8 protein-coding genes are annotated in these 12,502 nt (G+C 61.1%); 7 read left to right on the top strand and 1 reads right to left on the bottom strand.

Annotated elements, in window-relative coordinates:
• The first annotated feature begins 217 nt into the window (after positions 1-217).
• Both VLU25_12900 and VLU25_12905 read left to right on the top strand, forming a co-directional pair.
• A complete protein-coding gene (locus tag VLU25_12900; protein ID HSR68829.1) occupies positions 218-1,378 on the top strand; it encodes an exonuclease SbcCD subunit D in 1,161 nt (386 codons plus the stop codon).
• Entirely contained in the window at positions 1,359-4,226 is a 2,868-nt protein-coding gene (locus VLU25_12905) for an SMC family ATPase (GenBank protein HSR68830.1), read from the top strand. Before VLU25_12900 ends, VLU25_12905 begins: the two co-directional genes overlap by 20 nt.
• Positions 4,227-4,265: 39 nt before the next feature.
• On the opposite strand, the gene VLU25_12910 is transcribed toward VLU25_12905, so the two are convergent.
• Positions 4,266-5,657, bottom strand: a complete 1,392-nt coding sequence (locus tag VLU25_12910) for an MATE family efflux transporter (GenBank protein HSR68831.1) — start codon at positions 5,655-5,657, stop codon at positions 4,266-4,268.
• A 489-nt stretch (positions 5,658-6,146) separates the two neighbouring features.
• Here VLU25_12910 and VLU25_12915 point away from each other — a divergent pair, with 489 nt between their 5' ends.
• From VLU25_12915 to VLU25_12935, 5 genes are all read left to right on the top strand, one after another.
• A complete protein-coding gene (locus VLU25_12915; GenBank protein ID HSR68832.1) occupies positions 6,147-8,927 on the top strand; it encodes a TonB-dependent receptor in 2,781 nt (926 codons plus the stop codon).
• Positions 8,928-8,965: 38 nt separating this feature from the next.
• The gene (locus tag VLU25_12920; protein ID HSR68833.1) at positions 8,966-10,717 is read left to right on the top strand and encodes a hypothetical protein; all 1,752 of its coding nucleotides are present in this window, start codon (positions 8,966-8,968) and stop codon (positions 10,715-10,717) included.
• Positions 10,718-10,877: 160 nt separating this feature from the next.
• Complete coding sequence (locus VLU25_12925; GenBank protein ID HSR68834.1) at positions 10,878-11,303, top strand: hypothetical protein; 426 nt, start codon at positions 10,878-10,880, stop codon at positions 11,301-11,303.
• Positions 11,304-11,314: 11 nt separating this feature from the next.
• Positions 11,315-12,076 (top strand): hypothetical protein, encoded by a 762-nt coding sequence (locus VLU25_12930; protein ID HSR68835.1) that lies wholly within the window; start codon positions 11,315-11,317, stop codon positions 12,074-12,076.
• A 276-nt stretch (positions 12,077-12,352) separates the two neighbouring features.
• On the top strand, positions 12,353-12,502 hold the full coding sequence (locus tag VLU25_12935; GenBank protein ID HSR68836.1) for a helix-turn-helix domain-containing protein: 150 nt from the start codon (positions 12,353-12,355) through the stop codon (positions 12,500-12,502).

Consider the following 12,502-nt stretch of genomic DNA (forward strand, 5'->3'; position numbering starts at 1 on the left):
GACGGCACTCCCCGGCCATCTCCGGCGCCTCCACGGCCAGCAGATAATTCTCGTTCCCATAACCTTCAGCGCCCACCACCGCCGCCACGCAATTCCCGCTCATCGCGCCGAGAATAGCACACCCCCGCGACCCGCCCGAAGCACGTGGGCAATTCTCCCCAAGAGGCTGCAGATCAAAAGCTCTTTGATGTTCAGTGCGTTGGGGTAGAGTGGCAGGATGAGGTTTTTGCATACCGGGGACTGGCATGTGGGGAAGATGCTGCGAGGGAGGTCGCGGATTTGGGAGCAGGAGGCGGTGCTCAACGAGATTTTGGAGATTGCTTCCTCGCGTCAAGTCGACCTGGTGTTGGTGGCGGGGGATTTGTTCGAGTCGCATGCGCCTTCGCCCGAGGCCGAGCGGGTGGTTTACGGGTTCTTGGCCAGATTGGCCCAGCGGCATCTGCCCACCTTGGTGATCGGGGGGAATCATGATCATCCCAAGCGGTTAGCGGCGCTGAGCGCCTTGCTGCAGCCGCTGGGAATCTTTGTGCGCCCTGAGCCGGCGGCCGCCAATGAGGGAGGAGTCATCGAGTTGGAGGCGGGCGGAGAAAAGGTCAAGGTGGCCTGTCTGCCCTTCGTCAGCGAGCGGCGCGTGGTGGACGCCTGCCAGCTCATGGGTCCGGAAGAAGAGTGGTTTCAGGAATACAAGGACCGGGTAGGCCAGATGTGCCGGATGCTGGCCGAATCGTTCCAGGAAGATACGGTCAACATCCTGATGGCCCACCTGCATGTCTTCGGAGCCGAGACCTCGGGGTCGGAGCGGGCCATCCACGTGGCCCACCCCTACGCCGTGGACGCAGGCGAGTTCCCCGAGTCGGCTCAGTACGTCGCTCTGGGACACCTGCACCGTCCACAACAGATCCACTGCCCCGTGCCTTGCCACTACTGCGGATCAACCTTGCAGCTCGACTTCGGCGAACAGATGCAGGAAAAGCGGGTGGTGGTGGGGACGGCCGAGCCGGGGCGGCCAGCCGAGTTGGAAAGCGTGCCGCTCAAGGCCGGACGTCCGCTGCGAGACGTCTCAGGCACGCTGGACGAACTGAAGAAGCAGTCCGAGGAATGGGCCGACTCCTACCTGCGGGTCACGGTCAAGTTGGAGGAGCCGGTCCCCGGCATCGCCGACCAGGTGCGCGAAGCCTTCCCCAATGCCATCGACGTGCGGGCCCGTTATCCCCGCACCGAGGAGCCCGTGCGCCATCGCAGCGTTTCCAGCCTGGCTCCGGCTGACCTCTTTCAGCATTTCTACCGCAAGCAGCACGGCGCCGAGCCGCCGCCCGCCGTGGCCGCGCTCTTCAGCCAGCTCTACGAGGAGGTCCTCGATGCGTCCGATTCGGCTTGAGCTGGAAGGCTTCACCTGCTTCAAGAGAAAAGTCGAGATCGATTTCAGCAAGCTCGATCTCTTCGCCATCACCGGACCCACCGGCTCGGGAAAGACCTCGCTGCTCGACGCCGTCATCTTCGCCCTCTACGGACGCACGCCGCGTCTGGGTCCGGGCCAGGCCTCCGACCTCATCAGCCAGGGTCTGCTGCGCCTCTCGGTGTTGCTGGAATTCCAGGCCTCTGGACGCCGCTGGCGCATCGCCCGCACCCTGCGCCACACCGCCCGCGCCACCGTCAGCAAACCCCGGTTGGAAGCGTGGAAAGAAGAAGAGTGGGAACCGCGCTCCTCCAGCGTAAGCCAGATCAAGGACCTGGTGGAGAAAATCGTAGGACTCGACTTCGACGGCTTCACTAAGTCGGTGGTGCTGCCCCAGGGCGAGTTCGACCGCTTTCTCAAGGGATCTCCCACCGAGCGCCGAAAGATCCTCACCGAGTTGCTGGGCCTGCACATCTACGAGCTGATGGGCAAGCGGGCCCGGGAACTGGCTGAGATCGCCCGCAATACCGCCGATGTCAAGCAAGAGCAGCTCGAAAAGTCCTATGCCGAGGCCACCCCCGAAGCCCGCAGGGACCTGAAAAAGCAGCTCGCCCGGCTGAAGGGCGAAGCGGAAGACCTTGAAAAGCGTCTCAAGGCCGTTCAGGAGGCCGAGCCGCTGGCCGCTGCCCTGCGTCTGCACAAGTCCAAGCTGAAGGAAATCAGCCAGGACATCGAGGAGATCTCGGATCGCCGCCAGGAGAACCAGAATGACCTCGAGAAGGCCGAGAAAGACCTGCAAGAGCAACAGTCCAAGATCGCCGAAAGGGAAAAACAGCTTGAAGAAAGCGGCTATGAAGAGGAGCGATTCCTGCAACTGGCCCAACTGAAGTCCGAGGCCGAGGAATGGGAGCGGCTGGGAGAACGGGAGACGGCGCGCAGCCGGGAGTTGAGGGAATTGGAGGAGCGGAGGGAAAAACTCGACGAGGAGCGCCTGCAGGCCGAGAAGTCCCTCAAAGCGGCTGAAGAATCGCTGCAGCAGGCCCGCCGGCAGGAGGAACGCCGCCGGCAGCAACTCGCTCAGGCCGTCGAGCTTCACGGATCGGCTGAAGCGGTGGGGCAAACCTTGCAACGCGCCGCTGAGCTGGGGCGGCTGCGCAGCGATCTGGAAGAACGCAGCGTCCAGCTCGATCAGGCCGTCAAGCGGAAGACCCAGACCCAAGAGAAACTGAAGTCGGCCGAGCGAGAGATGGCGCGCGCCGAACAGGCTCTCAAAGAGGCCGACAGGGAGTATGAGCGTTTGCGCAGGTTGCACAGCGCCGAAGATCTGCGCAGGCATCTGCAAGAAGGAGAACCCTGTCCAGTCTGCCTCCAGGAGGTGGGACGCCTGCCGGGCCAGGTCGAACACCAGGCTCTGGAGGAAGCCCAACAAGCCCGGCAGCAGGCCTCCCAGGCCGAGCGCCGAGCCCGTGAGCAGGTGAGCAGCCTGAAAGGCGACCTGCAGTCGCTTCCCCGCCAGATCGAAACCCTGGAGCAGTCCGTGGGCGACCACCGGCGCAGCTTGCAGGGCATCGAGAAGCAGGTGGAAAGCGCGCTGGGAAGCCGTCCGGAAACCGATCCCGCACCCAGGCTGAAAGAACTGTTGCAACGCCTGCAGGACCTGCACAAGAAAGTCGATGAAGCCGCCCAAGAAGGCACTCGTCAAGAGCGCCGGACGGCTCAAGAACGGGAGTCCGCGCAGCAAGCCGCACACCGGCTTGAATTGGTCGCCGGAGAGATCAACGCCAGGCAGTCGCAGCAGGCCGACGATCGGCGACGCCGGCAGCACCTTCAGTCCGCCCTCAAGGAGTGGCTGGACGGGAGCGGTTCGATCCAAGCCTTTCGCCGTCAGTTGCAGGCTCAGCAGAAAGCCCGCGCCTTGAGCCGCAGGTTGCAAGCGGAACTCGCCGCCCTCAAGGAAAAGCAGCGGGAAATACACAGTTTGCTGCAACGGCTGGGGGATCGCCTGGAAAACGATGCCCAGCAACTCGACAAGCAAAGGCAGCGGCTCAGGGACGAAGAAGAGTCGCGTGACCAAGTCGAAAAGAAGCTGAAAAAGGCGTTGCGGGCGCTCTTCGAAGAATTGCCCCTCTTTGAAGAGGGAACCGATCAGGAAGCGGTCGAGGAAGATCCCGCCGCTCAATTGGAAAAGGAGCGGTCACAAGTGGAAGAGCGCCTCAAGGCCTCGCGTTCTCAATCGGCCCGCGGCGAGGAGCGGCTTGAGCAGCTTCAGCAGCGCATCGAGCAGGCAGGCCAACTGCGCAAGGAGATCCAGGAAGAGCGGGAAAACGCCTCGGTGGCCCATGAGTTGGGATTGGCCCTCAGGGCCAACCAGCTCATCTCCTTCATCCAGGAAGAAGCCTTCCGGCGCCTGGCCGAGGACGGCACGCGCCACCTGCGAGAACTGAGCTCCCAGCGCTATTCCTTCGAGGTGGAAGGCGACCGCTTCGCCGTCCTCGACCACTGGAACGCCGACGAGGCTCGCCCCGTCAACACCCTCAGCGGGGGAGAGAGCTTTTTGGCCTCCCTCTCGCTGGCTTTGGCCTTGGCCGAGAGCCTCTCCGAATTCGTGGGCCAGCGCCGGCAACTCAGCCTCGACTCGCTCTTTCTCGACGAGGGTTTTTCCACCCTCGATCAGGAAACACTCGACGTTGTGGTTCAAAGCGTAGAGACGCTGGCGGGAGGCGAACGCCTGATCGGCGTCATCTCCCACGTGCCTGAACTGGCGGAACGCTTTCCCTCCCGTATCGTTGTCAGCAAATCCATCGCCGGAAGCTCTATCGAAGTGGAATGAGCGGGGGCGCGGCGCGCCCCCAGGTACCACATTCCGACCTCAGACCTCCCGCAGCTTCCAGCCTCCGCGCCGAAACATTTGCAGGAAGACCACCGCCAGGGTGGCCTGGGCCAGTGCGATGGCGTAGAAGACGCCGTTCTCGCCCAGTCCCAGCGGCACCGCGAAGAGGTAGGCCAGCGGGACCTGCAGCAGCCAGTAGCCCAGGAAGTTGATCCAGGTGGGCGTCCAGGTGTCTCCGGCCCCGTTGAAAGCCTGCGAGAAGACAATGGTGGCGGCCAAAAAGACATAGCTGCTGGAAAAGATCCTCAGGCTATAGCTTCCGATGGCGATGACCTGGGGATTATCCGTGAAGAGGCGGATCATCCAGCCGGCCCCCACCAGATAGACCGCGGCCGTCAGGGCCAAAAAGCACACCGACCAGACCGAGGTGATCCAGACCGATTTTTCGGCCCTGTCAGGTTGTTTGGCTCCCAGGTTTTGTCCCACCAGGGTGGCGGCGGCGTTGCCCAGGCCCCAGGAGGGCAGGATGGCGAAGATGACCAGCCGCACGGCGATGGTGTAGCCGGCCACCGCCTGGGAACCGAAGATGGCCACGATGCGGACCATGGCCAGCCAGCTCGCGGTGGAGACCAGGTACTGGAGAATGCCGGTCCCCGCCAGCCGCATCATGCGCCGCATCAGTGCGGGCTGGATGCGCAGATAGGCGCCGTTCAGCCCCACGCGGCCATGGCCCCGCCAGAGCAGGATGAGCTGAATGACGATGGCCGTGGAACGTCCCACCAGCGTGGCCGCTGCGGCGCCCGTGACTCCCCAACCCAATCCCCAATCGAAGATAAAGATGGGATCGAGGATGATGTTGAGCAGATTGGCCAGCCATAGAATGCGCATGGCCACTGCCGCGTCTCCGGCGCCGCGGAAGACGGCGTTGAGGACGAAGAGCAGGATCACCGAGGCGCTTCCGCCCAGCGTCAAGGCGCAGAATCCCATGCCCAGCTCTGCCACCTGGGGCGTGGCGCCCATCAGCAGCAGCAACTGGCGTGGAAATAGGATTCCCGCCAGGGTGAAGGGCAGGGAGGCCAGCAGGGCCAGCAGCAGTCCCTGGCCCGCGGCACGGCTGGCTTCCTCGCCCTTGCGTTCGCCGATGCGCCGCGAAACCACGGCGGTGGTGGCCATGCTCAATCCGGTGGCGGCGGCATAGATCAGGGCCAGCAACCCCTGCGTCAGTCCGGCGGCGGCAACCGCTTCGGCACCCAGGCGGCCCACGAAGAAAATGTCGACCACCTCGAAGACCGCCTGCATGGAGACTTCTAACACCATGGGGATGGCCAGAAGGGCCACGGCCCACCCCAGGCGTCCGCTGGTGTAGTCGCGTTCCTCCCCCCGCAGCCCGGCGCGCAGGGAGGACCAGAAAGAGGGTTCCTTGTTGTTCATCGCTCACATCTCCATGCGTTGGCAGAGGAGCCTGCGGATCAAAGGCGCCGGCGAGTCCCCGAAGGAAGAAGGAAGGACATCCTCGTCACGCACTGGCTCCGCGTGAGAGTTGTCGGGGACCGAAAAGAGGGAATGAAGGGAAGGCTTGAGAGCGGCCCGACCGGTTACAACGGCAAAGTCCGTCGCCCGGCTATTCCAGGGATTCGTCCCCGAAAGCTAGCAATTATCTACCATGGTCGGTCGCATAAAACTCACCTCGAAAAAAGCAGTATGCCCGATGGAATCTGAGAAGGCAAGAACTATTTCGGAAAAGGACCGCCTGCGGCTTATCGGCAGTGCTCACGGGGGCATTAGCTCGGAAATCTGCTTTTCACCTAGTCTTAATTCTCCCTTCACATTGTCGGAATAGGTTTGCCGCGTTCTCGCAGCCGGACTGTGCGGGGACGGCCTATGCCGGGTCTTCCAATGAATCGATTAAGGAGAATCCAAATGAACCGAGTTTCGAAGCTGTTGATGGGAGGAGTGCTGTTGCTGGCATGTCTGGCGCCCGCCCTCGGCCGGGAGAATTCCGACGTGACCGTGTGGGTGCTCCACGGCGCCACCGGCGACCTGATGGCCGACGTGAGGGTAACGGTGACGCCGGGAGACATCGTCAAGAAAACCGACTTGGACGGAATGGTCCAGTTTTCCCTGCCGCCGGGCACTTATCAACTCCGATTCGTCAAAGAGGGCTTCATCGACAAGGTGCTGCAGGACGTCGCGGCCGAAGATGGCAATCCCGTCGACGAAACCCTGACACTCAATCCGCAAGGACTGGAAGTCGAACTTGAAGAAAACGAGATCGTAGTCACCGCTCAGAGTGACCGGTCATCGGTGGAATCCATGCTGGTCGAGCGACGATCGGCGGCCACTTTGAGCGACAGCATCGGTCGCCAGGAAATGTCCCTCAACAGCGGCTCGGACGCTTCCGACGTCATGCAGCGGGTGACGGGCGTCTCCATCGTCGACGACAAGTTCGTGTACGTGCGCGGACTGGGCGAGCGCTACAGCGCTACCCAATTGAACGGTTCGGTACTGCCTTCGACCCAGCCGGACAAGAAGGTGGTTCCCATGGACCTCTTTCCGGCCAGCCTGCTGGAGAACATCCAAACCGACAAGTCCTACAGCCCTGACAAGCCCGGCGAGTTCGCGGGCGGCGTGGTCAAGGTCAACACCATCGACTTTCCCACGGCGGCGACCTTCAAGCTGACCTATGGCAATAGTTTTGCTACCAATACCACCTTCAAGTCCTTCAAAGACTATCCAGGCGGCGATTATGAGTTTTGGGGGTTCGACGACGGCACGCGCGACCTGCCTGACATCATTCCTTCCCAGCGGATTGTCCCGGCCACCCGTTTTTCGCCGGGCTTCACACCCGAGGAATTGCAGCAGTTCGGACGGGCGTTCTCCAATGTCTGGAGCTTTGATTCCAGCAACGACGCCATCCCCAACCAGAAGTTCAACGTCATTGGGGGCAACACCTTCGGCCGGCTTGGCGTAGTCGTGGCTTTGAGCCACAACACCGATTACCACTCTCAGGAGGAGGTGCGCAGGGTGTTCGCTCAGCGGGGCGAGGAGCTGGCTGCCGCAAACGACTACGATTTCGAGTTGAGCACTCAAACGAACACGACAGCCGCCACGGCCAACCTCGCCTACCGGCTTACCGACGCCAACCGCATCCTTTTCCGCAACTTCTACACCCACAACTCCAGCGACGAGGCGCGCCGGTTCGAGGGATTCAACGCCGATTTCACGGTTCCCCTGCGCAACTTCCGCCTGCGCTTCGAGGAAGAGTCCATCTACAGCGGACAGTTGGTGGGAGAACACTTCTTCAGCCTCTTCGGAGACAACCTGTTGGAGTGGTCGGTCACCCGGGCCCGCTCGACCCTGGAGCAGCCCGATCTCAGGGAAACGCTCTACGAGTTCGACCGCAGCAGCCAGCAGTTTTTGCTCTCGGATGAGAGCCAGAGCGGATTCAGGCAATTCAACAACTTGGCTGAAGTGATTTGGGAGCCCAAGATCGACCTCTCGACCTTTCTCTACGGCAACGGCTACACCCTGACGATCAAGGTCGGTGCGCTGTATCGAGACCGTGAACGCGACTTCAGTTCACGCCGCTTCCGCTTGGTTCCGCTGAACGTTTCCGGCATTGATTTGTCGGCTGATGCTGAAGACATCTTCATCCCCGAGAACATTCGTCCCAACGGCTTCCAGTTGCGCGAAGAGACCCGAAACACGGACACCTATGAGGCCTTCCAGATCAACCGGGCGGCTTACGGCATGGCCGACTTCACCGTGGGACGCTGGCGCTTCGTGGGCGGTCTTCGGGTTGAGAACGATGACCAAGAAGTGCAAACCTTCGATCTCTTTAATCCTGAGCGCATCCAGGAAACCACGCGCCTCAGCAACACCGACATCTTGCCCAGCGCCAACGTCATCTTCAAGCTGAGCGGGAACATGAACTTGCGGGGATCGTTCAGCCAGACCCTCAACCGCCCCGAGTTCCGCGAATTGTCGCCTTTCGACTTCACCGATGTAGTGGGCGGACGCTCGGTGGTGGGCAATCCCGACCTGTTGCGGGCTAAGATCCGCAACTATGATGTGCGCTGGGAGTGGTTCCCAGGCACTGTGGATTTGGTTTCGGCCAGCTTTTTCTATAAGACTTTCGAAGATCCCATCGAGCGCGTTGTGCGCGCTCAGGCCCAGTTGCTGACTTCATTCGCCAATGCCGAGAGTGCCCGCAACTTCGGGTTCGAGTTGGATTTTCGGCGCAACCTGAAGTTTCTCACCTCAAAGTTGGAAAATTTCAGCGTCAACGTGAACTACACTTTCGTCGATTCCGACGTGGAGATCATCGATGACGCCAATTTGGCTTTGACCTCTTTGTCGCGGCCTCTGCAAGGCCAGTCGCGGCACATCCTCAACACCATCTTCGAGTATGCCAACCCCGATTGGGGAACTTCGGCGAGGCTGCTGCTGAATTATCAGGGCGACCGTATTAGCGACGTCGGGTCCTTCGGAATCCCCGACATCCTCGAAGAGGGGCGTCCAACGCTGGACGCGGTGCTGATTCAGCCCCTGGGTTCCTCCCGCAAGTGGGGTCTCAAGTTCAGCGCCGAAAACCTACTTGACCGAGCTGTCGAATTCACCCAGGGCGGCCTCATACAGCGCGCTTATTCGCTGGGGCGCAAGTTCGGCATCTCGCTCTCTTACTCGTTCTTCGACGAGTAATTGTCTTCGAACTGCATCCAGAAAGGAGCTTTCAAGCCGTGAAGAAAATCATCATCGCATTCGCTCTCGTCACCCTCTTTTGCGCGGGAGCCTTTGCCAATAGCGGACGCATCGACCTGCGCAGCCAGCGCACCGTGGCCGATGGACCGCATCCGCGCGTCTTCGTCTATTCAAACGCCGTCGTCTTCGGAGCCCCCGGCAATCCCGACAACCTCTTGACCGACATCGAACTCCGGGTCAGCATCGACCCCAACGGGAACTCGGCGGCGCGCGTCTTCATGCTTTCTCTACGCGATCAGGAGACCGGGGAAACCCGTTTCATCGACGACAGCGGACTGCTGGACCCCGGCCTGATCCGAGCCGTTGACGGAAGCGGACCGGACAACTTCAATTCCCTCGCCGTAACTCCCCTCCAGGACGACCTTTTCATCGGCCCGGGAGGCAGATTCACGGAAGCTATCAGCGCCGGCGATTTGGGCACGGGCAACTACCAGTTGTGCCTGGACCTGCGCGAAGGCTCCGGACAGCGCACCATTACCAAGGGATGCTTCGGATTCGCCGTCGTCGACGCCGTCGTCGAGGTGATGGGCAACATCACGGGCGAAGATACCTGGACCAGCAACAACGCTTACTTCATCAATAACCGAGCTATCTTTGTAGAGGATGGCGGGGTCCTTAATATCGAACCCGGCACTCATGTCTTAGGAACCGGTCAAAATTCCGCTCTGGTCGTGGACCGCGGCGCCCAGATCTTCGCCAGGGGAACCCAGGCTCGTCCCATCGTGATGACCTCGGCTGACGACGTGGGCTCCCGCGGACGCGCCCAGTGGGGAGGGCTCATCCTCAACGGACGTGCTCCCATCAATACCGGCGAGCAGGCCGGCGAAGGCGGAACCGGACTCTTCGGCGGCAACGATCCTGACGACAACAGCGGCGTGCTGTGCTATGTACGGGTCGAGTTTGCCGGTATCGAATTCAGCCCCATGAACGAATTGAACGGCATTGCTTTTCAAGGCATAGGGCGGGGCACTGAAGTCCATCACATTCAAGTCCATTTCAATTTTGATGACGGAGTGGAGTTCTTCGGGGGCACCGTCGATGCCAAGTACGTCCTCACCACGGGAATCGGCGACGACAACCTGGACTGGGTCTTGGGATGGCAAGGACGCGTGCAGTTCTTCATCGCCTCGCAGAGGCCCGACGACGGCGACCAGGGCATTGAGGCCGACAACAACGAAGACAACAACAACCTGATGCCCATCTCCAATCCCACCATCTACAACATCACCTTGGTGGGGGTGCCTACCTCAGGCACCAGTGACATCGGAATGCTGCTGCGCGAGGGTACCGCAGGCACCTTGCGAAACGGAATCGTAACCGGGTTCAACGAGTTGGCGGTTGATGTCGACCACGTCCCCACCACCGACCGCATTGCGGCCGGGGACCTGACGGTCGCCAACTTCATCTTCTGGAACAACAACGGCGCCAACGACGACACCCAGTTCTCGGATGAAGCTGACGACGATTCCGGCATCAACCCGGCCAACTTCACGACCAGGGAGTTCATCACTTCGGAGCCCAGCAACCGGTTGGTGAACCCGGCTCTGCGCGATGCCTTCTTCAACGATGCGCCCGACTTCCGGCCGCAGTTGAACTCGGCCGCTTTGAACAAGAACTTCGTGGCCACGCCGCCTGACGACGGTTTCTTCGATACCACCGTCACTTACCTGGGCGGCATGGATCCGACCAAGGACTGGACCAAGGGGTGGACTTACTTTGGCCAGTTCTAAATCATCACGGGACTCCCTTCGGGCCGGGGCGCCCAAGCGCCCCGGTCGGCGAGTACTGTGGATTTCGCTCTTGATGGCTTTGCCGCTCTTGGTTGGTTCTCTATGGCTCATAGGGGACGCACTCCGAATCGATTCACCCGGCATTACGGATGAGCGGCAATTGACCGGGTCTAGGGACTCAATCGAGTCCCTGGCCCGGCACTTTCTGGACGTCCTCCGAGAAGGGGACCGTGGCCAGATCAAGGCTCTCGCCCTGACCCGCGAGGAGTTCGAGAAGTTCATCTATCCGGCACTGCCGGCCAGCCAGCCGGGAAGCGGACTAAGCGCCGACTTTCTCTACAACCAGTCGCTGCTGCGCAGCCTGGGAGGTTTGCAGAAAGTCATGGCTTGGCATGCCCGACGCAAGTACGAGTTCCGAGGAATCCGTTTCCAAGACGGAGTGAAGGAATACAAGGGGTTCACCATCCACAAGAGCGCGATGTTGTCTATCGAGGATGAACGCGGAAATGTACGTGAGGTACAGCTTTTCGACGGCGTACTGGAGATGGACGGTGAATTCAAGATCTATGGTTTCAATCTTGATTAGGAGTGATCAAAGTGGCACAGCGACTGATACTGATACTCAGCTTCTTCTACTCGGCCGCCATGGCCCAGACGGAAGTTTACATACCACAATTCGCCCATGGCGGTGGGTTCACCAACATCTCAACCACCGTCACCATCGTCAACCAGGATGACGGCATCCTCAATCCCGCCCGCGTCACGGTGCAGGCTTTCGATGCCGACGGCAATCCCGCCGACCTGCTGCTGCAATCGGCCATCACCGGAGACACCGCCGTCAGCGAAGTGCAAGTCGAAATCCCCGGCCGCGGAACGGCGCTGGTGGAGAGCTTCTCCAACGACCCCGGCCAACTGAGCCTAGGATATGTGAAGGTCTCCAGCGAAACCGCCGTTTCAGTGGAAGTCATCTTCAAGATCTTTGCCGGCATGGCGCTGCAGACTACCACCAGCATTCTGCCTTCGGATCCGACCGATGCGGCCACCTTGCTGGTCAACGTAGACTCCTCCGAGAACATCGTTTCGTCGGTGGCCGTGGTCAATTCTCCTGATGCCGGCGAGACGGCCACCATCAGCGCCACCATCTACGACCAGTTCGGCCAGGAAGTCGGGAGCGGCAGCTTCGACCTCGATCCGGGCCAGCGCGTGGCGGCCAACTGGGCCGAATTGGTTCCCGCGTTGGAGGGACTGGTGGGTTTCGTGGGAACGGCCGAGGTGACCGTCAATGTTCCTGTGGCCATGCTCCCCTTGCGTCAAGACAACATCGAGTTGACCACGCAAGGGATCCTTCCAGCCCGCTAGCCCGCATTATGCATAAATTTTCTACTGCGGCGACGCTATCATCCGCCCTGACTGCGTTGCGCTCGGTCGGCCTGCTCGCAGTACCAGTACAGTACGACTGCGCGGGCCTCGGTCGCGACGCCTTGTCAGGACGGCGCGATTCGCCGCCTCGCTACGAAAAACCGATGCATAACGGGGCTAGAACGGCCTCAGCCTTGCTTCCATGCCTCCGGACGTCGCGGTCTCCTTATCGCGACGTCCGGTGCGGCGCATCCCCTCATTCCTGCGAGCGACGGATTGGAAAGGAGAGGTCTGGCGCCCAAGATCTCGTCCCGTACCATCGACACCCACGTCTACCGCCTGCGCCGCAAACTGCCCATCGAGGAGGCCTACCTCCGAACCGTGCGGGGAGTCGGCTACCGACTATTCCACAAGACTGACGGCTGA

The organism is Acidobacteriota bacterium (genome assembly GCA_035471785.1).
Lineage (GTDB): Bacteria > Acidobacteriota > UBA6911 > RPQK01 > DATIPO01 > JANQFM01.